Source organism: Tenacibaculum sp. Bg11-29 (assembly GCF_002836595.1).
Classification (GTDB): domain Bacteria; phylum Bacteroidota; class Bacteroidia; order Flavobacteriales; family Flavobacteriaceae; genus Polaribacter.
Window position 1 is genome coordinate 1,924,041 of record NZ_PJBB01000003.1, and the last position, 23,295, is coordinate 1,947,335.

Consider the following 23,295-nt stretch of genomic DNA (forward strand, 5'->3'; position numbering starts at 1 on the left):
AATTTTAAGCATAAAAAAGCCAAAGCAGTGAAGCTTTGGCTTAGTAAATTAATAAAACCAAGTATTAGTGTCATTTTAGAGTTAGCTATAACAAATGAACTAATGTTTTTAGTATTAACTATGTTTTAATGTAGGCTAATAACTTTTGTTATTCTCCATTGTTTATTTTCTTGTTTCCAAATAACAATAAATTTACTCGGTATTGATTTTGCATTTGGTTCTTGATCGTTGTAAAACTTATGATAACCAATTTGAATAGCTCCGTAATCTTTTATAGGGTATACTTCAATACTTCCTTTTATTAAGGTTCTTGTTACTTTACCGCAAATATTATTTTTTAAAGCTTTTAAAAGATCACTTTTAGAAGTTGATAATCCTCCTTTGTCGTGAAAAAACTCCAAATTTTCATGATAAATATTTGCTTGCGTTTTAATATCACAAGTGTTATAAGCGTTAAAATAAATACTATCCATTTTTACAATCTCATTATGTAAATTAATATCAGAAGCTTTGTAATCTCTAATTTCATGTACTTGTCCGTTTGTTACCCAAGAGAATAATAAAGCGTATAATAATGTTAACAGTTTAATAAAAAAATTTCCTTTAAAGAAGAAGTCAAAAATAGTTCCCATAGTTTTTGTTTTTAGATTACCAGATTTTAAAAGTTATAGAATCATTTTCGTTATAACTTCTAGTAAAACCGTGTTTACCATTTCCAATAATAATACTTTTTGTAGCTTTTGTTTTTCCTTTAAAACCATCATTACAATTTACTTGTAAAGAGTATGTTTTTATTTTTCCGTTATCATAAAAGCTAGATTCTGAAAAATCAACGTCTATATCTTTGCGATTTTTAAACCAACGAGCTAATTTATTTAGTTCTTTTTTTGTGGTCTCTTTAGTAATAATAAGTTCTGCTTTTACATCGTTAATAGTGCTGTCGAATAAAAAACTAACCTCTTTGTCATTGTCCGAATCCCAATTATCACTTTCATCATCATCATTGTTATTATCACTACCGCAATCGGTACAATTAAACCCATTTGATGTCATTTTAAAATGATGGTTAACCATGTCGCGACCATAAATGTCTTGGCTATTTTTAACATCATTTAAAAATCTTCGAGATGAGCCTTCAAAATATACTATTGTACCTTCAGGAATATATACAGTAGCCTTAATCTCTTCATCTTTCCAAATATTTTTATATTCACTTAAAAAGAAAGCATCAAAAACAATCGTGTTGTTTGCTGATTTAAAGTTGTATTGAATAGTTTCAGCATTATCATTTGCTATGTTACGCTTACGACCTTTTGAAGTTTTTTTAATTTCTATATATGCATTACTGGTTTCACTTTTACGAACATTAATATTAATGTCGTTAGAGTATTTCATTTCTGTATCGTTAACAGTAACACTTATTGCATTATTTCTGTTACGTAAGTTATGATTGTAATAGATATTATCATCATTAACAACTCTAATTTTTAAAGGCTCACTCTTTGTGTAAGTAATGCTATGTTTATTAATATTTGCACCATTATAAGCATGCGTTGTAGCATATTCGATACCAGAAAAAGCAACAGCTAATAATGATACTAGCCATATACTTAATAAGGTTAGAATAGTTGGGGTACTTAATTTTTTAATATTAGGAGATAATATTCTTAAACCTAAAATAAATAATACTATAAACGGTATTCCTATTAATATAAATAATGAAATAGATAGTAACCATTTTGGTAAAACAGAATTATAGAAAAATGGAGGGTAATTAACAAATTCATTATCAACATTTAAAAATTCTAAACTGCCTACAGAAAAAGCACCAAATATTAATGAAATTATCGTGACACCTGCAATGAAAATTAATAATACTCCCATAAATTTACCAAACACTTTAAATAGTGTCAATAAAATCTTACCCATAGTTTCTATAAAGTCTTGAAATCCAGATTTGGTTTGCGCTCGTAGTTTTTCATAATCAGCACTCGAAATTTTATCTGTTATCTCATTAGCACCATCTTTTAACTTGGTTGAAATGTTTTCAAACTCGTTACGAATTTTTTTTTCAATGTTATCAATATTTACAGCTTCACCTTCCATCTGTAATTTTTCAGAAGTTGTTCTTGCTTCGGGTAACAATACCCACAAAATAACGTATGCTAAAGGAGAAAATCCTGAGGCAACTAAAACAATAAAAGCAATTCTTATCCAAATAACATCAATATTAAAATAATGTGCGATACCAGAACAAACACCTCCTAAAAATTTGTCACTCCCATCTCTAAATAATTTTTTAGATGATTGGCTTCTTGTTTTTGTGTTGTATGACGAGTTGTCATTATAGTTTTCTTCAGCTTCAGCATAATCTTCAGGTTGTCCCATAATTGTGATAACCTCTTCAATATCATTTTCATTTACAACCTGACGAGCATCTGTAATTTTTTCAGATAATAATTCGCTAATACGAGCTTCTATGTCTGAAATTATTTCGTTTTTTCCTTGTGGGTCATCACTTAAAGAACGCCCAACGGCTTCTAAATAACGTTTTAGTTTTTGATAAGCAATTTCATCTATATGAAAGAAGAATCCACCTAAGTTTATATTTATTGTCTTATTCATTGTTAGTTGATTTTGTACTTGTTACTAGGTTTACTGCGTTTACTAAATTATCCCATGTTTTGTTTAACTCTTTTAAAAACATTCCTCCGTTTTCAGTTAAAACATAATATTTACGTGGCGGTCCTGAGGTTGATTCTTCCCATCTATAGCTTAGTAACCCTGCATTTTTTAATCGGGTTAGTAGTGGATAAATAGTTCCTTCAACCACAATCATTTCGGCACTTTTTAATGTTGAAAGTATTTCAGAAGTGTATGCATCACCGTTTTGTAAAATTGATAAAATGCAATATTCTAAAACACCTTTACGCATTTGTGCCTTTGTATTTTCTATCTTCATATAATGCGGTTTATGAGGTTATTTTATAAAATTAATTGTAAAAGGGTATTTGTAATTTTCACCTTTATTTGCTTTCATTGCTGCTATAATAATTAAGGCTATTTTAATAAGAGAAACAATACTTACTAAAGAAGCAATACCAATAAAACCAAAGAGACCATTGTATGAATGATGTCCTCCAAAGTCAATATCTATTCCGTTAAAAATATCTAAAAAACTTCCGAAAAAGAATGAGAAAAACGAAGCACTTAATATAAAAATGTACAAACCAAAGCTAATGTTAAAATTTACAGCTTCTTTTCCATGCTCATCTAAAAAAATGCTTTTATCTTTTAGAGTTTGCCATAAAACTAAAGGTGTTATAATACTACCTAATGGAAATAAATATCCTGCAAATGCAGATATATGTATTAAAAAAGCGTTGGTGTTTTCTTTGTTTTGTTGCATGATAAAATGTTTTATATAATACTGTACTATGCAAATATATATCTTTAAAAAGGTATTATGCAATACATAGTACTGTAATTAACATTTATTTAACATTTGTTATTTTTGTAAAATCTTATAAAAAAGCTGTAAATTGCCCGTAAATACTGATAAAATGAAGTTTACACCTCGAAAAATTAATTTTTTTACCTTGTTTAAATTACCTTCTGCATATATCTGCGGAATTAAAGTAAAGTCGATTACTGAAGAGAAATCTATGGTTACAGTAAAACATAGATGGATAAATCAGAATCCTTTTAATAGCATGTTTTGGGCTGTTCAAGGAATGGCAGCAGAATTATCTACTGGAATATTAGTAATGCAATCTATAGATGCTTCTAAAAGAAAGGTGTCTATGTTGGTTACCAATATGAATGCAACTTTTACTAAAAAGGCAACTGGTAGAATCGTATTTGAGTGTAATGCTGGGTTAGCAATTAAGGAAGCTATTCAAAGATCTGTAGAAACAGGTGAGGGGCAAACAGTTTTAGTAACCTCAGAAGGTATTAATAAAGACGGAGTTTCAGTCTCTAAATTTGAATTTGAATGGAGTTTAAAAGTTAAGGCGTAACAAAAATCAATTTTTAGCGTCACATTATTGAACTATAAAAAAAATAAAACTATGAATGCACACGAAATAGATTATCGCATTTTCGGAGAAGAAATGCAGTATGTTGAAATTGAATTAGATCCACAAGAAGGAGTCGTAGCAGAATCAGGAAGTTTTATGATGATGAATGACGACGTTAAAATGAATACTATTTTTGGTGATGGTTCTAATCAAGAAACAGGTTTACTGGGTAAAATATTTTCTGCGGGTAAAAGAATTCTTACGGGAGAAAGTTTATTTATGACTGTTTTTACAAATGAAGGGCAAGGAAAAAAGCAAGTGTCATTTGCTTCTCCATATCCTGGAAAAATAGTACCTATTGATTTATCGGAGTTTGGAGGGAAATTTATTTGCCAGAAAGATGCTTTCTTATGTGCTGCAAAAGGAGTTTCTATAGGTATAGAGTTTTCTAAGCGATTAGGTAGAGGTTTATTTGGTGGCGAAGGTTTTATTATGGAAAAGCTAGAGGGTGACGGGATGGCATTTATTCATGCTGGAGGAACTATGGCAAAAAAAGTATTACAGCCTGGAGAGATTTTAAAAGTAGATACTGGATGTATTGTTGGTTTTACAAAAAATATTGATTATGATATAGAGTTTGTAGGAGGAATTAAAAATACAGTATTTGGTGGTGAAGGATTGTTTTTCGCAAAACTTCAAGGTCCAGGTACAGTATATATTCAATCATTGCCGTTTAGTCGATTAGCTGGACGTGTATTGGCGATGGCGCCACAAAATGGAGGAGATAAAGGGGAAGGAAGCATATTAGGAGGAATAGGGAATATTCTTGATGGAGACAATCGGTTTTAAAAAATATTAGAAATAAAAAAAAACCGCGATTCGCGGTTTTTTTATTTTATGGTAGGTATTTATATATTTAAATCATCAAACACATTGATTAATCGATCTCCTTGTGAAGGTGCTGGTGCATTAGGATTCACAATGTTTCCATCGGTGTCAATAATAATAAATTTAGGCAATCCTTTAATTAAGAATTTCTGAGCCCATTCTAAATCTTTTGGTTTTTTACCACTAAATAACTGTACACCTGTCATTTCTCTATCTACAATTGTTTGTTTCCATTTTTCGTGCAGGTTTTTAGAATCAACATTAATACTTACAAATTCAATGTTTTTACCATGGTAATCTTCTTCTAATTTTTTTAACAAAGGTGTTTCTCTTTTACAAGAACTACACCAAGTAGCCCAAACATCTATATATAAGTATTTTCCTTTACCTAATAAATCATCTAAAGAAGTTGTTCCTCCTGTGTAATTTTCAAAGCCTTTAAATTTAGGACTAGGTTGTCCTTTTGCGGTAACCTTTAATAAATTATAGCTTTTAGATAAGAGATCTTTATGTTCTTTGTTTGTTGAATATGCTATAAATTTATCATAGTATTCTTTTAAATTATCTGTACGAGTTATACCTAGTTTAGAATCTTTGTATAGTAAGTCATTTTTAACTAAGCTATCGGTAACTTTATTATTAACGGTTGTTAAGTATGCTAAATAATAGTCTTCTGCTTCTTTATTCTTGGTAATGGTTTCTAGTTGTGTTCCTAGCATAACACGATAAGAAAATGAATTTACATAATCTTTGTTACTATTGTAATTAAAATTATCAAAAGGGTCAGGGAAATTTTCTGAAACAACAAAATCTTTATCGTCATTTAAATATTTGTAATAATCTTCGTAGTTACTTAAATTTCTTAAATAATCGTAATCAATATTTTTAATTTCTTTTTTTAGGAAATCAGCAGGTAAATTTTCAGCTATTAATAGTTCCGTTAAATCATCTTTATATTTTTCAACTTTATCTAAAAAAACAGTTTCTTCTAAAGCAAAGTATTTATTAGCACTTACTAATTGCTTTTTCCATAGATTTCTTTTTTGAACAAAGTAGTTATTAATATTTGCATTAGTTCCTTTAAACTTAACAGCGTCAGATTTTTTGTAATCAATAATTATATTTGTGTTAACGGTGTCTTTAAGGTATAGTTTTACTTCTACTTTTTTTGCTTGAAGTATAAGTGTATAGTAACCGTCTCTATTAATTTTTATAGTGTCTGAAAAGGATTTTGTTTTCTTATTAAATTTTATTTTTTTATTAAAATCAAACCCAGTTAAAGTTACTTCTCTTTTTTTGAAGTTTTCTATTTTACCAGATATGATAAGGTAGTTTTTAATTGGTTTTTCTTTTTTACAAGAAAATAATACCATACTAATAATGGTTAGAAGTAAGAGCTTTCTCATTTTTTGTTTTAATTTAATATAAATATACTTTTTTTATTTTAAAGTTATTAATAAAATTATTTAGCATAAAAAAAACCACGAAGTCGCGGTTTTTTTTATGCTAAATATAGTAGATGTTTATATACCTAAACCATCAAATATATCAAGTAATTTTTCTCCTTGTGATGGTGGTGGTGCGTTAGGGTTTACAATATTTCCATCAGGATCAATAATAATGAATTTAGGTAATCCTTTAATTAAGAATTTTTGAGCCCATTCTAAATCTCCTTGTTTTTTACCACTAAATAACTGTACTCCTGTCATTTCTCGGTCAATAATTGTTTGCTTCCATTTTTCGTGTTGTTTTTTATCATCAACACTAATACTTACAAACTCTATGTCTTTTCCGTGATATTCTTCTTCTAATTTTTTTAATAAAGGAATTTCTCTTTTACAGTAAGCACACCAAGTAGCCCAAACATCAATGTATAAATATTTTCCTTTACCTAATAAGTCATCTAAAGATGTTTTTCCTCCTGCGTAATTTTCAAAATCCTTAAATTTAGGAGCAGGTTGCCCTTTTGCAGTAGTTTTTAAAATGTTATAACTTTTAGATAACTCATCTTTATGCTCTTTGTTGGTAGAGTATGCCATGAATTTATCATAGTATTCTTTTAAATTATCTGTACGAGTTATACCTAGCTTAGAGTCTTTATATAATAGATCATTTTTAACTAAACTATCATTAACTTTATTATCTACAGTTTCTAAGTAAGTTAAATAGTAGTCATCTGTTTCTTTATCTTGAGTAATAGTTTTTAACTGGGTTTGTAACATTACACGATAAGAATACGAGTTAACATAATCTTCGTTACTACTATAGTTGAAATTTTCAAGTGGATTTGGGAAATCTTCTGAAGGAGTAAATTCTTCATCACCTGTTAAAGTACTAAAGTAATCTTGATAGTTACTTAGGTTTCTTAAATATTCGTAATCAATATTTTTAACTTCGCTTTTAAGAAAATTGGTAGGTAATTTGTTAGATATTGATAGCTCTGTTAAGGCATCTTTATATTCATTAGCTTTATTTAAAAAATCTTCTTCTGGTAAAGAGAAAAATTGATTAGCGCTAACAATAAATTCTTTCCACGCTTTCTTTTTTTCAATAAAATAATTGTTAATGTTAGCGTTAGTACCTTTAAAAGTTACTTTTTCAGGTTTTTTATAATCAAGAATTATTGCGGTATTAACAGTATCTGTTAGGTATAAATCAAAGCGTTTTTTATTTACAGCTAATTTATAGTATCCGTTTTTAGTAATTCTTAAGGTGTCTGAAAAAGAACCAGTTTTTTTATCAAATTTTATTTTTTTATTAAAATCAAAACCTTCTAGAGTAACATCTTTCTTCTTGAAGTTTTGAATTTTACCTGATAAAATAAGATAATCTTTTACTGGTTTTTCTTTGTCACAAGAGATAATGACAATCCCAATGAGGGCTAAAAGTATTAGTCTTTTCATCTATTTAATGTTTATGTTAATGGGGTTAAGGCGCCCAAGTTACTTTTTTTAGGATTTTTATCAAAGAATTTAGTAATATATTTAGCTATTTACCTGTTTTTTTTGTAAATATTAACATTTAGGAGTTTGTAAAGGTGTAATAAAAAAGGTAATGATTTTAAATCATTACCTTTTTAGTTTTATATTTTGTACTGCTATTTTAAGACATTAAACCTATTCTTTGTCTATTTCAGTACGAGATTCTTTTGGCTTTTCTCCTTTTTCGATTTTAATGATAAGCTTACTGTCTTTTTCATCTAAATCCATAAAAATAGTATCACCTTCATCTAGTTTTGAGTTCACAATTTCTTCAGCTAAAGCATCTTCAATGTATTTTTGAATAGCTCTTTTTAAAGGTCTTGCTCCATATTTTTTATCAAACCCTTTGTCGGCAATATAATCTTTAGCTTTTTCACTAAGCATTAGTTTATACCCTAAGTCGTCGATACGACTTAAAAGTTTATCTAATTCAATATCAATGATTTTATGAATATCTTCACGTTCTAAGGCGTTAAAAATAATTATATCATCAATACGATTTAAAAATTCAGGAGCAAATGATTTCTTTAAAGCTCCTTCTATGATACTTTTTGTATGTGCATCTTCTTGTTCTTTTTTAGAAGAAGTACCAAAACCAACACCTCCACCAAAATCTTTTACTTTACGAGCACCTATATTAGATGTCATTATAATAATGGTATTTCTAAAATCTATTTTCCTACCAAGACTATCAGTAATATGACCGTCATCTAGTACTTGTAAAAGCATGTTAAAAACATCTGGATGTGCTTTTTCAATTTCATCTAAAAGAATTACCGAATATGGTTTTCTTCTTACTTTTTCTGTTAACTGACCACCTTCTTCATAACCTACGTATCCCGGAGGTGCTCCAATTAAACGAGAAATAGCAAACTTCTCCATATACTCACTCATATCTATTCTAATTAAAGAATCAGTTGAGTCAAATAATTCTTGCGCTAATACTTTTGCTAATTGCGTTTTACCAACTCCTGTAGATCCTAAGAAAATAAAAGAACCAATAGGTTTGTTAGGGTCTTTTAAACCTACACGGTTACGTTGTATTGCTTTTACCACTTTAGTAACCGCTTCGTCTTGACCAATTACTTTTCCTTTAATTAAATTAGGAAGGTCTGCAAGTCTATTATTTTCAGCTTCAGCCACACGATTAACAGGTATTCCTGTCATCATAGAAACAACTTCGGCTACATTATCTTCAGTTACAATATCTCTGTTCAACTTAGAATCTTCTTCCCATTGGTTTTGGGCAGATTCTAGCGCTGTTTCAATATTTTTTTCATCATCACGAAGCTTTGCAGCTTCTTCGTATTTTTGACCGCTTACAGCCTTTGTTTTGTGTTCGCGAATTTCTTCTAATTTAGCTTCTAACTCAAGTACTTGTTGAGGAACAACAATATTTGTAATATGAATTCGAGATCCAGCCTCATCTAAAGCGTCAATAGCTTTGTCAGGTAAAAAGCGATCTGTCATATAACGATTTGTTAATTTCACACAAGCCTCTATGGCTTCATCAGTAAATGAAACCTGGTGATGGGCTTCGTATTTATTTTTAATGTTATGTAAAATCTGTATCGTTTGCTCTACAGTTGTTGGTTCTACAATTACTTTTTGAAAACGACGTTCTAAAGCACCATCTTTCTCAATGTTTGTTCTAAACTCATCTAGTGTTGTAGCTCCAATACATTGAATTTCACCACGTGCCAAGGCTGGTTTTAACATATTTGAAGCATCTAAAGAACCGGTTGCACCACCTGCGCCAACAATCGTATGAATTTCGTCAATGAATAAAATAATATCATCATTTTTTTCTAACTCGTTCATTAACGCTTTCATGCGTTCTTCAAATTGCCCTCTATATTTTGTTCCAGCAACTAAGCTAGCTAAATCTAAAGAAACAATTCGTTTATCAAATAAAATTCTTGATACTTTTCTTTCAATAATTCTTAAGGCAAGCCCTTCTGCAATAGCAGATTTACCTACTCCAGGTTCTCCAATTAACATTGGATTGTTCTTTTTTCTTCTACTTAAAATTTGAGAAACACGCTCAATTTCTTTTATTCTACCAACAACAGGGTCTAATCTTCCTGCGATAGCTAAAGCAGTCAAATCACGTCCAAAATTGTCTAAAACGGGTGTTTTAGATTTTTTTGATTGTTTGTCTTTTGGGCTTTGTTGCCCGTAAGGATTTGTTTTTCCTTCTTTAAAATCGTCATCAGAAGGTGTTTCTGCGGTAGGAGAAGCATAAGAGTCATCTACGTGGAGCTCTTTGTATAGTATTTTCGCTTGTTCGTAACCTACATCATATTTTTGAAGCAATTTCGTTGTAGGGTCATTTTCATTACGTAAAATACATAATAATAAATGAGCAGTATCAATTGAATTGCTTTGATATAATTTAGCTTCTAAAAACGTGGTTTTTATAGCTTTTTCTGCTTGTCTAGTAAGATGCAAACTCTTTTTTTCAATATTTGCTATTGATGGAGTACTAGGGTTTAATTTCTCTAATTTATTGCGCATCAAATCTAAATCTACATCAAAAGTAGTTAGTATTTCAATGGCTTTTCCATCTCTCTTCTTTATTAAACCTAATAAAAGATGTTCAGTACCAATAAAATCATGCCCTAATCGTAAGGCTTCTTCTTTACTGTAAGTAATTACATCTCTAACTTGTGGTGAAAAATTATCGTCCATAAATTTAATTTGTATATGTGTAAAGTTAGTAAGTTTTTTTCTTAAAAAATAACAAAAAAGGTGCCAATAGTTTTTTTGCAGTCATTATGACAAGTTAAATATAAGATATTAATGTTTAAAAATGGCTAAAATTGTTGATAAGTATCGTTAAAACTATAAATATATTTTTTGTGTAAAACAAGGCATTATACTATCTTGCAATGTTTTAAGAAATACAGCTAATTTTAGTGTATTTTAGAAGTGAGTTTTATCAAGTGTAAAATTCACTTTTTTAACGAAAATGAGAACTAATATTTTAAAGAAATATATATGGCAGATGGCGAAAAGTTGATCCCTATCAACATTGAAGAGCAAATGAAATCAGCGTATATCGATTATTCGATGTCGGTTATTGTATCAAGAGCATTACCAGATGTAAGAGATGGGTTAAAACCAGTTCACCGAAGAGTTTTATTTGGTATGCATGAGCTTGGAATTAAAGCAACAGGATCATATAAGAAATCAGCAAGAATTGTAGGGGAAGTGTTAGGTAAGTATCACCCACATGGAGATACATCTGTATATGATTCTATGGTACGTATGGCGCAAAGTTGGAGTGTGCGTTATATGATGGTTGATGGTCAGGGTAACTTTGGTTCAGTTGATGGTGATTCACCAGCAGCAATGCGTTATACTGAGGTTAGAATGCAGAAGATATCAGAAGATATGTTAGCTGATATTGAGAAAGAAACTGTTGATCATCGTTTGAATTTTGATGATACTTTACAAGAACCAACAGTATTACCAACACGTATACCTAATTTATTAGTAAACGGAGCTTCTGGAATTGCAGTAGGTATGGCAACAAACATGGCGCCGCATAACTTAACTGAAGTTGTTAACGGTACGCTTGCTTATATTGAAAATAGAGATATAGAGATTGATGAGTTAATGGAACACATCAAAGCACCAGATTTCCCTACAGGAGGAACCATTTATGGTTATGAAGGTGTTCGTGATGCTTTTCATACTGGTAGAGGACGTATTGTAATGCGTGCAAAGACTTCTTTTGAAGAAGTAAAAGGAAGAGAGTGTATTATTGTTACTGAGATTCCTTATCAGGTTAACAAAGCAGAAATGATTAAAAAAACTGCGGAGTTAGTAAATGATAAAAAACTAGAGGGGATTGCGAATATTCGTGATGAATCGGATAGAAACGGAATGCGTATCGTTTATATTTTAAAGCGTGATGCTATTCCTAATATTGTCTTAAATAAGTTATATAAATATACACAATTACAAACATCGTTTAGTGTAAATAATATTGCTTTAGTAAAAGGACGTCCAGAACAATTAAATTTAAAACAATTAATTCATTATTTCGTAGAACATAGACATGAGGTTGTTGTTCGTAGAACGGAGTTTGAATTGAAAAAAGCTGAAGCGAGAGCACATATTTTAGAAGGATTAATTATTGCTTCTGATAATATTGATGAAGTAATTAAAATTATTCGTGCTTCTAAAAATGGTGATGAAGCTCGAGAGAAATTAATCGAGCGTTTTGAATTGTCTGAAATTCAGGCAAAAGCAATTGTAGAAATGCGTTTGCGTCAGTTAACAGGACTAGAGCAAGATAAGTTACGTGCAGAGTTTGACGAAATTATGTTAACAATTGCTGACTTAAAAGATATTTTAGCAAACGAATCAAGACGTTACCAAATAATTACAGATGAGTTAATTCATATTAGAGATAAGTATGGAGATGAGCGTCGTTCTGTAATTCATTATGCAGGAGGTGATATGCGTATCGAAGATATGATACCTAATTCTAAAGTTGTGGTAACTATTTCTCATGCAGGTTATGTAAAACGTACCAATCTTGATGAATATAAAGTTCAAAATAGAGGAGGGCGTGGACAAAAAGGAGCAACAACACGTAATGAAGATTTCTTAGAACATTTATTTGTAGGAACAAATCATCAATATATGATGTTCTTTACCCAAAAAGGAAAAGTATTCTGGATGCGTGTGTACGAAATACCAGAAGGAGGTAAGAATACTAAGGGTAGAGCAATGCAAAACTTAATCAATATCGAGCCAGATGATAAAGTAAAAGCTTTCTTAGTTACACAAGATTTAAAAGACGAAGATTATATTAATAGTCACTATGTAATTATGGCTACCAAGAAAGGTCAGGTTAAGAAAACATCATTAGAGCAATATTCTCGACCAAGAACTAACGGTATAAATGCAATAACTATTAAAGAAGGAGATGAGCTTTTAGAAGCAAAATTAACGACTGGTGATAGCCAAGTAATGTTAGCATTAAAATCAGGTAAATCTATTCGTTTTGAAGAAGCAAAGACCCGTCCTATGGGAAGAACTGCATCAGGAGTTCGTGGTATAACTTTACAGCACGATAAAGATGAGGTTATTGGTATGATTGCTGTAAATGATATGGAAAGTAATATCCTAGTGGTTTCTGAAAAAGGATATGGTAAAAGATCTAAGTTAGAAGATTATCGTGTAACTAACCGAGGAGGTAAAGGTGTTAAAACATTAAATATCTCTGAAAAAACAGGTGAGTTAGTAGCTATTAAAAATGTAGATGATTCAAATGATTTAATGATTATTAATAAATCTGGTTTAACAATTCGTATGGCTGTTGAAGATTTACGTGTAATGGGACGAGCAACACAAGGTGTTCGTTTGATTAATATTAAAGATTCTGATAGTATAGCAGCAGTAGCTAAAGTTATGCGAGAAGATGATGAAGATGAAGAAGTTGTTGAAGGAGAGGAAGATAATGGCACGGAAATTGAAAATGAAACAAACGAAGGTCAAGAATAATAATAAATAAATAAGAACTAAAATGAAAAAACAACTATTAACGCTGTCTTTAGGGTTAATGTCATTAGGTTTAATGGCACAGAAAACTGAGTTAAAAGCAGCAGAGAAAGCTATAAAGAAACAAGATTTTACAAGTGCTATTACGACTCTAAATTCAGTAGAAGGAGCAGTAATGATAAATGGTGAAGATAAATATAAATCTAAATTCTTCTTTTTAAAAGGAAAAGCATTAGCAGCTAAAAAAGATTATAAAGCGTCTGCAGCAGCTTTTAAAGAGTTGTTGGCTATGAGTAAAAATAAATACTCAGAAGAAGCTAAGCCAATCTTGAATGAAATGATTCAAGAAGTTTCTAAAAAAGCTGTTGATTTATATAATAATAAAAAAGATTTTAAGAATGCGGCTGATAATTTTTATTTGACATATGTTTTAAGCCCGACAGATACTTCTTTTGTTTATAATGCAGCTATTTCTGCAACACAAGCAAAAGAGTATGATACTGCTATTAAGTATTATAAAGAATTAAGAAAAATTGGTTATACAGGTGTTGAAACTCAATATTTAGCAACAAACAAATTAACAGGTAAGGTAGAAAACTTAGATTCTAAAGCTCAAAGAGATTTAATGGTAAAATCAAAGAAATACATTAAGCCTGAAGATAAATCATCTGAATCTAAAACAGCTGTTATTGTTAAAAATATAGCATTGCTTTTACAACAACAAGGTAAAACAGATGAAGCTATAGCGGCTTTTAAAGATGCTCGCGCTTCAAACCCCAAAGATTTAAACTTAATCTTAAACGAATCTCAGCTGTATATTGATATGGGAGATATGGAAAAGTTTGGAACATTAATGAGTGAAGCTATTTCTTTAGATCCAGAAAACCCTACATTATATTACAACCTAGGTGTTGTTAACTTTAATGAAGGTAGAATGGAAGATGCTAAAAAATATTACCAAAAAGCAGTTGACTTAAAACCTGATTATGCTGATGCTTATATGAATTTAGCTGTAGTAGTTTTAGATAAGGATAAGAAGATTGTTGAAGATATGAATAACAATTTAAACAACTTTAAAAAGTATGATGCATTAGCTTTACAACAAAAAGAAGTTTATAAAGAAGCGTTACCTTTCTTAGAAAAGGCTGATGGTTTAAAAAGAAGTATTGATACTGTTAAAACACTTATGAATTTATATGAGGTTTTAGAAAAGGAAACAGAAGCAACGAAATATAGAGACTTATATAAGTCGATGAAATAGATATTATTTCATAAAATAAAAAACCGAAACTCTTAAGTTTCGGTTTTTTTTGTTTTATAATGTGTCTCGTTCTGAAATAGTGTTACACTAAAGTGTTATTTAATTAATCGTTTAATAACTCTTAGCTTATGCGTATGCTTATTTGTGTCTACATTGTATATACCACTATGATCTAGCTTATCTATTCTAACTTTACCATGTGCATGAATAATCTTATAATCATTCATAATAATACCTACGTGCGTAATAATACCTTCTTCGTTGTCAAAAAAGGCTAAATCACCAGGTTCACTTTCTTCAATAAAGCTTAAAAATTCACCTTGCGTAGCTTGTTGTTTAGCATCGCGTAATAAATTATAACCACATAGCTTATAAACTGTTTGTGTAAAACCAGAGCAGTCAATACCAAAAGGAGATTTTCCTCCCCATAAATATGGGACATTTAAAAATAAAAATGAAGTATCAATAATAGCTGCTTTAGATAATTTTTTAGCACATACCTTTCCTTCGTAAAAATAGGAAGTCGTATTTATGTTGATACTTTTATTTTTTAAAAACGGAAGTCTTGCTCCTAGTGGAATAGTTGTTAAATTATGGTTATTATCAGTAATAAAATCAATTAACTCACCAGCATAACTTTTGTTTTCCTCGGATAAAGAAATATATACCTCTTCGGTGATTTCTTCATATTGTTTATTATCGATAAAACCTTCATAATTATCGAAGCTTAACCGAATTTTACTCCACTTTTTAGCTTTTTCTAAAATTTTAAAAGGTTCACCAAAAACTACTTGATTTACCATTTCTGACGTGTCAGTTGGTTCAAGTCGAAGTGGTACAATACTTAAATTACAAATTCCGAAAGACATTTATTCGTTTATTAAAAGTTAAACTCTTTCTATTACCATTGCACTGGCACCACCACCACCGTTACAAATACCAGCAGCTCCAATTTTTGCATCGTTTTGTTTAAGTATTGATGTTAAAGCAATAATTATTCTTGCTCCAGAAACCCCTAATGGATGTCCTAAAGAAACAGCACCACCATTTACATTTACTTTATCGGCAGATAAACCTAATATTTTCATGTTTGCTAAACCAACAATAGAGAATGCTTCGTTTAGTTCGAAGTAATCTACATCATCTATAGCAACACCAGCTTTGGCTAATGCTTTTGGTAAAGCTTTTGCAGGAGCAGTTGTAAACCATTTAGGTTCATGAGCAGCATCAGCATACCCTTTAATTTTAGCAAGAGGAGTTAAACCTAATTCTAAAGCTTTATCTGCCGACATTAAAACCAATGCAGCACCACCATCATTAATAGTTGATGCATTTGCAGCAGTTACTGTTCCGTCTTTAGTAAAAGCAGCACGTAAAGCAGGAATTTTCTCCATTTTCACATTTTTATATTCTTCATCTTCAGAAAAAATAACTGGTTCACCACGACGTTGAGGTATTTCTACAGGTACAATTTCATCAGCATATTTACCTTCTTTCCATGCATTTGCAGAACGTGTATAAGATTCAATAGCAAAAGCATCTTGGTCTTCTCTAGTAAACTCATATTCAGTAGCACATTCATCAGCACAAACTCCCATTGCAACTTGCTCATAAGCATCAACTAAACCATCTTTTTGTAGGCCGTCTTCCATCTTAATAGGTCCAAATTTAGAACCAGTTCTTGCATGTTGATAATGAGGAATCATACTCATGTTTTCCATACCACCAGCAACTACAACTTCTGCATCACCTAAAGCAATTGTTTGCGCAGCTAACATGATAGATTTCATACCCGAAGAACAAACTTTATTAACAGTAGTACAAGGTACAGTATTCGGAATTCCAGCAAAAATAGCGGCTTGACGTGCAGGAGCTTGTCCTAATCCGGCAGAAACTACATTTCCCATAAAAACCTCTTCAACCATTTCTGGTTTTAAGTTTATTTTATCTAGGGCACCTTTAATTGCTATAGCTCCTAATTTTGGTGCTGGTATTGTTGATAAAGATCCTAAGAAACTACCTATCGGTGTTCTTGCAACTGATACAATAACTACTTCTTTCATATATTTGGGTGTATTGTGTTAAGATTTGTTCTGCGAAAATAACCATTTTATAATAAGTACTCAAATAATAGAGAAAGGTTATATTTACATTTTTAAACAAAAAATATGAGCAATTTCATAAACAAGTTATATAAGAATAATGCAATTATTTATAAGGTATTATTATTTTTAATTGCTGTTGTGGCAATAGTATATTTGTTTCCTAAAGGTGGGCAATTTAAGTATGATTTTCCTCAGGGAAAACCTTGGCAGTATGATAATTTGTATGCTCCATTTGACTTTGCAATTCAAAAAACAGATGATGAAATCGTTAAAGAAACTAGAGAAATTAGAGGCAATGTTAAAAAGTATTTTGTTTATGATAAAAAAATTGAAAATCAAGTTTTAACATCTTACAACGATAAAAAAAAATCAACAGACTCTTTAACCAAAAAAGAAATAAATACTTTAAAAGTTTTAGGAAAACGAATTATAAAAAAAATATATAAGTATGGCTTTTTAGATGATATAAGTATAAATAAAGCAAAGAAAGGAGAACTTATAATTTTAAGAAAAGGGAATTCAATAGAAGATATTTCTTTTTCTAAGCTAATTCAATCTAAAGATGTATTAAAATTTATATCTAAGAACTTAAAAGGAATCGGGGTATATCAAAAAGGGCTGCTTTTAGATCATTTATCGGAAGTAATTAAGGCGAACGTTACTTTTGATGCTAAGTATAGCGATAAAGAGTTAAAAGAAGCTTTAAAGAGTATCTCTTATGCTAAAGGAAAAGTATCTAAGGGGGAATTAATAATTTTAAAAGGAGACATTGTAGAAGGGAAAAATTTTAATGTTTTAAAGTCGTATGAAACAGCTTCTGGTTCTCAAACATGGACAAAAGTAAACTCTTATTGGATTATATTTGGATACACCATTCTAGTAGCCTTAGCCTTGTTAATGCAGCTACTTTTTCTTCATAAATACCGATTAGATATTTTTAATAATAATAATAAAGTAACCTTTATTTTCTTTAATATCTTTTTAATGATTTTTGTACAAACACTTGTAGTTGAATACAATGCTGAGTATTTGTATGTGGTTCCGTTAAGTATTTTGCCAATTGTGTTAAAAGCTTTTTTTGATGCAAGATTAGGGTTGTTTACACATGTACTAACAGTGTTATTATTAGGGTTTATAGTGCCTAATAGTTTTGAGTTTATATACTTGCATATTATTGCAGGTATCGTAACTATATTAACTGTTTCTGAGCTTTATAAAAGAGCAAGTTTGTTTGTAGCAATAGGGCAAATTACTTTAATTTATATGATTACCTATTTTGCTTTCTCTATTTTAAAAGAGGGGAGTGCAGATACCATAAATTGGAAGTATTTTGGTTTGTTTGCCGCAAATGGTTTAATGTCTTTCCTTGCAGTATTCTTTATTTATTTTTATGAAAAATTATTTGGGTTGGTTTCAGATGTAACTTTATTAGAACTGTCAAACACCAATTCAAAATTATTAAGAGAACTAAACGAGAAAGCACCAGGAACCTTTCAGCATTCAATGCAAGTAGCAAATTTAGCAGAAGCCGCAGCAAACGAAATAGGTGCTAACTCAATGTTGGTAAGAACAGGCGCTTTGTACCATGATATTGGTAAGATGGCAAAACCAATGTATTTTACAGAAAACCAATCAACAGGAGTAAACCCACACAACGTTTTACAGCCTAAAGATAGTGCCAGGATAATTTTAGATCATGTTATTAATGGTATTGAAATAGCAAAGAAAAACAAATTACCAGATAGAATTATTGATTTTATAAGAACCCACCATGGTACAAGTGTAACGTATTATTTTTATAAGCAAGAATTAGAGAATAATCCAGGTAAAGAAGTTAATATTAAAAAATTTCAATACCAAGGACCAATTCCGTTTTCAAAAGAAACAGCAATTTTAATGATGTGTGATTCGGCAGAAGCAGCATCAAAAAGTTTAAAAAACCCAACCGCACAATCAATAGATAATTTAATTGATAAAATTATAGACAAGCAAAAAAACGATAATCAGTTCCTGAATTCTGATATTACGTTTAGAGAAATAGAAAAAATAAAAAAAATTATTAAGAATAAGTTGATGAATATCTACCACTTACGTGTTGAGTATCCAGATTAGGATAAAATTTCTTTTAAAAAACTTGTGAAAACAGATATCTCTTCGTAGATTTGCACTCGCAATTTTGAACTCTTATTTAGAGAGTTTAATTATCTCAACGGAGAGATGGCAGAGTGGTAATGCAGCAGATTGCTAATCTGTAACCGGGTAACTGGTTCCAGGGTTCGAGTCCCTGTCTCTCCGCAACAAATTGCACTCGGGGTGTAGCGTAGCCCGGTCATCGCGCCTCGTTTGGGACGAGGAGGTCGCAGGTTCGAATCCTGCCACCCCGACACTGTTTTCGTAGAAACATAAAAACTACGGGCTCTTAGCTCAGCTGGATAGAGCACCTCCCTTCTAAGGAGGCGGTCGGAGGTTCGAATCCTCCAGGGCTCACTTAAAGCTTCACAGAAATGTGAGGCTTTTTTGTTGTTATAAACTTTGTAAGAATCAATAATAAGTTATTTTGAAAACAGTCATTGCGAGGTATTAAGTAAGCTGCTATTAGTTTGTGCTTTTAATTTATGAGATTACTACGTCGTACCTCCTCGGAATGACGTTTAAAAAAATGTTATTTGAAAACTGTCATTGAGAGATACTAAGTAAGCTGTTGTTAATTGCTTTTTAAGTTTAAGATATTGTTAAGCTTTTATTTAAAATCTAATTAATTTCTTTTAAAGTATAAATAAAAAATTATATTTGCGGTAAACAAAAAAAAATAAAACTATGAAAAAATTATTCACACTCATTTCTTTTCTTACTTTTTTAATATCACATTCACAAATACTTAAAATTAGTAACAAAATTCTAGATACTAATAATTGTGTAAGTCAGTTTAATGTAAAAATTAACCTTCAAGAAAATGATGAAAAAACCTATTATTTAAACCTGAATGATAGACCAGATAAAATACCTTTAACATTAGATAATAATGGTCAAACTGTTACAACTATAACAAATATTTCAAAAGACATCACCATTACACTTATGACAGATGTTGTCGTTAAAGTTCTGTTTTTTCCAGTAACTGTTCCAACTGCTTTATATAGCGTAAATTTAAACAAGTGTCCCAAGGATTCAAATTCAGGTAATCCTGATTTAGAATATATCGAAGCATTAATTACAAGTGAGTGTAATTCATGCAGCTCTCCATTAAGTAATTTAAATGGTAATCGACATATTTTATCTAAATATGGAGGCTCAATTAATATTAATCAAATTATTATCAAAAATTCAGGATCAGTAAAATCAAATACAACTAAAATAAAATATTACTTATCTTCTAATACTACAATAGAAGAAAATATTGACTATGTTTTAACAACTGAAACAGCTATACCTGCCATAAATGCAAACTCATCTAAGTCAGTAGGTCAGAGTATATTTGGTAGTGATATAGGTAATTCTATAACTTTTGGTTACTATTATATTATTGGGGAAATTGATGGAGAAAATCAAATAACAGAGGAAAATGAAAATAATAATACATTTATTATTCCTGTTAGATATAGAGAAAATTTTAATTCAAGATCAGGAGGTAGATTAATAAAAGATCTTTTATTTGTTAGAAATATTAATGGTCAATTAATGAATAAAAAAACTATTATTACTAATAAAGAAGAAGAAAAACAAATAATTACAACTTTACCTAAAGGCTTATACTTTATAGAAAAAAATGGTAAAAAGAGTAAATTATACAAACAAAATTAACTTTTTTTTTGAATAAAAGAAAAACTCACTGTAAAAAGTGAGTTTTTTTTATTTATAAAAGCTTTTGATGCCTATTAGCATGTAATGAAGAGCAACATAAGTTGGTTAAAATGAATTGGTATAAAAAAACTTTATAAGATAGAGTACAGAATAATTTAATAACAGTTCAAACAAAGTATAATGATCATATTACCGAACTTTCAAAACGATTAAATGTTGAGTATCATTTTATAGTAGTTAATCTCTTAGGAGGTGATTTATTGCTAAAGGTAGCGCGACATACTTTTGGTACCATTGGTTCACGTTTATTTGTAGAGCCTGATGTGCTAAGAGCTTTAATGGGGAATGAACGCGATGATGTTGATATTATTTATAAAGATGTATATCCTGAAGCGTTAAGAGATGAATGGCATCTTAAAATTATAGCGAATAATAAAACGAACATTTCTAAAATGTATGTGTATGAATTAGAATACTTAATTAATAATAGCGCTAATAGAATAAAAAAGTATATGTATTCCTCTTTTTTACTAGAAACAGCACAATTAGAAGATAAAGAAACAACAAAGTCTTTTAAGCTTTCTACTCAAGCTTATTTACCTGTTATAAAAAAATAGCTTATTAACGGTTAGTATAAGAAACGTAGGGCAGGTGATAAGCACTTTCGTTTCGGTTTATTACTTAGCTATATATAAATATTTTGCTTTTATTTTTTCTATTATTAATGCCAAATTTTATATTCAACGGATTTTGTTAATATTCACAGAACTTTGGAGTTTGCACTTATTAGTTATGTTTTATGCACGTTGTAAGCAGTTGGGTTTTATTTCTTCAGGTATCTAACAAATGATTCCGTAAAACTTGCTAACAAAATTAGACTTAATATTTTTTGAATAAGCTCAATAACTTGTGTAATCTTTATATCAAAACCGTTTAAAAAGAATTTTGTCCCCACAGAAAAGGGAACAACATTTTTAATACTAAATATAATCGATTGCAAAAAATCCTTGATAGTTTGAGTCGTATTATCTAAGTTTAAGGAAAATCGATAATCAACTAATCTCCCTCCTGAATTAAAACCTGTAAATAGGTAAATTGAAGCGGAGATTAATATAAGAAAGAGTAATAATATCAGTGATTTTGAAACGTTTTCTCCATATGAACTTATATTTTTATGTAAGGATAATAAAAAATACTCAAAATAATTTTTATTTTTTAATGAGATTTCTTTTTTAGATTCTTGTTCTGAAATATAAAACTTACCAGAATTTATGTAATCACTATTCTTTTGAAAACTTGCTTTAAGTTTTGAATAGATATTTTTGTTAATCAATAAATTTTCAATCTTATCATTGACTTTATTTTCGTCTTGGACTTTAAATCTGTTGAAGAATTTTTTAGTTACTAATTCCCACTCACAGTTTTTAAATTTTGCATTGTCAATGTCCAGATTTTTGAAACCAATATTTTTAAAATTTATGTCTTGAAAAACAAAGTTTGTCAAGTTTGTATATCCAAAGTCTACTTTACAAGTATCATAAATCTTATTATGGTCAAAGAATGAAGGGTAAGAATGGAATGTAGTTCCTTGTATAAATAATTCGTTACTAAAATGAGTATCACTCAAATAAAATTGTCCTTTTACGTCACAGTTATTAAAGACAAATTTTTCAATTGTTTTAAGTCTATTTTGAAACCCCCAAAAGATATTTTCGATGATTGTATTCTTAATGAATTTAAAGCTTATAATTTTCCAAAAATTAATTCTAAAAGAAAAAAAACTACAGTCGTGAGAATAAAAGTCCTTAAGGTTGTTTAATGTAATAGTTATTCTGCGATCAATATTGCATTCTGTGAACTCAATTTTATCTACTTCATCGAAGTCGTCAGGCAATGATATGAAAATGTCCTGTTTGAAATTAGATAACTCTGTGCTTTTAAGCACATTTGTTTTATGTAGATTCAAATTTTTAAATTCAATTTTTGATATCTTAAAACCAATTCTAATTTCAGTTCTAAATACGTTTATGTTATCTATTTTAGATTTTATTCCTTTTTTATGAATATCATTATTTTCAAAATTCAAATCATCAACTGTAGATGACTCTATGGTTATTTTTGAAGAAATTGAATCGATATGTGAAAATGAGTGATCTATCGAAGAGTCATTAATACGAATATTCTCTATTGTAGACTCATTACGCACTAAAAAACCATTGAAGAATTTCGATTCGTGAACCCAAATAGATTGAAGATTTGAATTATCAAAATAAGTTTTGAAGGTTTTAAACTTAGCCTCTTTGTATTCTGAAATATCTAAACACAATAGTTTTAAATCTTTTATTGTAGCATCTTCAAAAAAGATTCCATAAAGCGATGAATCTTTTACTTCAATTTCTAAGTCATTAAGTTTTATGTCTTTTACATATAACATAACATCTTTGTCTTCAATTCCCTGAATTATTATAAGAGCTTTTTCTGAAATATTATTGTCTATAATAAATGTATCATCTATGAGAATATGTTTGTTATCTCTAAGTAGACTTTTATAATTTGAACTGTCAATTTTAAATTCCATTGTCAATATTTGTAGTGCCTTGCTGCTAACGGCAGTCTGTCTAATAACTTAAAATAACCCCTCAGAGAATCCTGTATTTGTTTTTTTTAAAGATAGCCCTCCGAATATTAAAGTTACAAAAATAGGTTTTTAGACAGTCTGACGG

General features: G+C 29.8%; 17 protein-coding genes and 3 tRNA genes. 10 read left to right on the forward strand and 10 right to left on the reverse strand.

Annotated elements, in window-relative coordinates; translation table 11 throughout:
- Positions 1–125: 125 nt before the first annotated feature.
- From CXF68_RS08730 to CXF68_RS08745, 4 genes are read right to left on the reverse strand one after another with little or no spacing between them, the layout of a single operon-like run.
- Entirely contained in the window at positions 126–632 is a 507-nt protein-coding gene (locus CXF68_RS08730; protein WP_198553777.1) for a nuclear transport factor 2 family protein, read from the reverse strand.
- Between the two features lie 16 nt (positions 633–648).
- A complete protein-coding gene (locus CXF68_RS08735; RefSeq protein WP_101043983.1) occupies positions 649–2,625 on the reverse strand; it encodes a PspC domain-containing protein in 1,977 nt (658 codons plus the stop codon).
- On the reverse strand, positions 2,618–2,962 hold the full coding sequence (locus tag CXF68_RS08740) for a PadR family transcriptional regulator (protein WP_028888427.1): 345 nt from the start codon (positions 2,960–2,962) through the stop codon (positions 2,618–2,620). Before CXF68_RS08740 ends, CXF68_RS08735 begins: the two co-directional genes overlap by 8 nt.
- Before the next feature lie 18 nt (positions 2,963–2,980).
- Positions 2,981–3,409 (reverse strand): DUF4870 domain-containing protein, encoded by a 429-nt coding sequence (locus CXF68_RS08745; RefSeq protein ID WP_101043984.1) that lies wholly within the window; start codon positions 3,407–3,409, stop codon positions 2,981–2,983.
- 154 nt (positions 3,410–3,563) lie between these two features.
- Here CXF68_RS08745 and CXF68_RS08750 point away from each other — a divergent pair, with 154 nt between their 5' ends.
- Together CXF68_RS08750 and CXF68_RS08755 are read left to right on the forward strand one after the other, a co-directional pair.
- Positions 3,564–4,019 carry a DUF4442 domain-containing protein gene (locus tag CXF68_RS08750; protein WP_101047434.1) on the forward strand — a complete coding sequence of 152 codons (456 nt, stop codon included), beginning with the start codon at positions 3,564–3,566 and terminating at the stop codon, positions 4,017–4,019.
- Between the two features lie 51 nt (positions 4,020–4,070).
- The gene (locus CXF68_RS08755; protein WP_101043985.1) at positions 4,071–4,868 is read left to right on the forward strand and encodes a TIGR00266 family protein; all 798 of its coding nucleotides are present in this window, start codon (positions 4,071–4,073) and stop codon (positions 4,866–4,868) included.
- A 59-nt stretch (positions 4,869–4,927) separates the two neighbouring features.
- Here CXF68_RS08755 and CXF68_RS08760 read toward each other — a convergent pair whose 3' ends face one another.
- From CXF68_RS08760 to CXF68_RS08770, 3 genes are all read right to left on the reverse strand, one after another.
- On the reverse strand, positions 4,928–6,313 hold the full coding sequence (locus CXF68_RS08760; RefSeq protein ID WP_101043986.1) for a TlpA disulfide reductase family protein: 1,386 nt from the start codon (positions 6,311–6,313) through the stop codon (positions 4,928–4,930).
- A 117-nt stretch (positions 6,314–6,430) separates the two neighbouring features.
- Entirely contained in the window at positions 6,431–7,810 is a 1,380-nt protein-coding gene (locus CXF68_RS08765) for a TlpA disulfide reductase family protein (protein ID WP_101043987.1), read from the reverse strand.
- A 213-nt stretch (positions 7,811–8,023) separates the two neighbouring features.
- Positions 8,024–10,579: an ATP-dependent Clp protease ATP-binding subunit gene (locus CXF68_RS08770; RefSeq protein ID WP_101043988.1), complete on the reverse strand. Its 2,556-nt coding sequence runs from the start codon at positions 10,577–10,579 to the stop codon at positions 8,024–8,026.
- Positions 10,580–10,888: 309 nt separating this feature from the next.
- On the opposite strand from CXF68_RS08770, the gene gyrA reads away from it, so the two are divergent.
- Both gyrA and CXF68_RS08780 read left to right on the forward strand, forming a co-directional pair.
- On the forward strand, positions 10,889–13,408 hold the full coding sequence (gene gyrA, locus CXF68_RS08775) for a DNA gyrase subunit A (protein ID WP_101043989.1): 2,520 nt from the start codon (positions 10,889–10,891) through the stop codon (positions 13,406–13,408).
- Between the two features lie 22 nt (positions 13,409–13,430).
- Entirely contained in the window at positions 13,431–14,666 is a 1,236-nt protein-coding gene (locus CXF68_RS08780; protein WP_101043990.1) for a lipopolysaccharide assembly protein LapB, read from the forward strand.
- 95 nt (positions 14,667–14,761) lie between these two features.
- Here CXF68_RS08780 and CXF68_RS08785 read toward each other — a convergent pair whose 3' ends face one another.
- Both CXF68_RS08785 and CXF68_RS08790 read right to left on the reverse strand, forming a co-directional pair.
- Positions 14,762–15,535 carry a C40 family peptidase gene (locus CXF68_RS08785; RefSeq protein WP_101043991.1) on the reverse strand — a complete coding sequence of 258 codons (774 nt, stop codon included), beginning with the start codon at positions 15,533–15,535 and terminating at the stop codon, positions 14,762–14,764.
- 18 nt (positions 15,536–15,553) lie between these two features.
- Positions 15,554–16,729, reverse strand: coding sequence for an acetyl-CoA C-acyltransferase (locus CXF68_RS08790; RefSeq protein ID WP_101043992.1), 1,176 nt, complete (start codon positions 16,727–16,729; stop codon positions 15,554–15,556).
- Positions 16,730–16,834: 105 nt separating this feature from the next.
- Here CXF68_RS08790 and CXF68_RS08795 point away from each other — a divergent pair, with 105 nt between their 5' ends.
- The 6 genes from CXF68_RS08795 (at position 16,835) to CXF68_RS08820 (ending at position 21,189) form a co-directional block, all read left to right on the forward strand.
- The gene (locus CXF68_RS08795; RefSeq protein WP_101043993.1) at positions 16,835–18,883 is read left to right on the forward strand and encodes an HD family phosphohydrolase; all 2,049 of its coding nucleotides are present in this window, start codon (positions 16,835–16,837) and stop codon (positions 18,881–18,883) included.
- A gap of 99 nt (positions 18,884–18,982) precedes the next feature.
- Positions 18,983–19,066: transfer RNA gene (locus tag CXF68_RS08800), tRNA-Ser, on the forward strand.
- Between the two features lie 14 nt (positions 19,067–19,080).
- A tRNA-Pro gene (locus tag CXF68_RS08805) sits at positions 19,081–19,155 on the forward strand.
- Positions 19,156–19,184: 29 nt separating this feature from the next.
- Positions 19,185–19,258 (forward strand) — tRNA-Arg (locus tag CXF68_RS08810).
- A gap of 330 nt (positions 19,259–19,588) precedes the next feature.
- The gene (locus tag CXF68_RS08815; protein WP_101043994.1) at positions 19,589–20,572 is read left to right on the forward strand and encodes a CARDB domain-containing protein; all 984 of its coding nucleotides are present in this window, start codon (positions 19,589–19,591) and stop codon (positions 20,570–20,572) included.
- A 260-nt stretch (positions 20,573–20,832) separates the two neighbouring features.
- Positions 20,833–21,189, forward strand: a complete 357-nt coding sequence (locus tag CXF68_RS08820) for a hypothetical protein (protein ID WP_101043995.1) — start codon at positions 20,833–20,835, stop codon at positions 21,187–21,189.
- 206 nt (positions 21,190–21,395) lie between these two features.
- Here CXF68_RS08820 and CXF68_RS08825 read toward each other — a convergent pair whose 3' ends face one another.
- Complete coding sequence (locus CXF68_RS08825; RefSeq protein WP_101043996.1) at positions 21,396–23,150, reverse strand: hypothetical protein; 1,755 nt, start codon at positions 23,148–23,150, stop codon at positions 21,396–21,398.
- Positions 23,151–23,295: the final 145 nt, after the last annotated feature.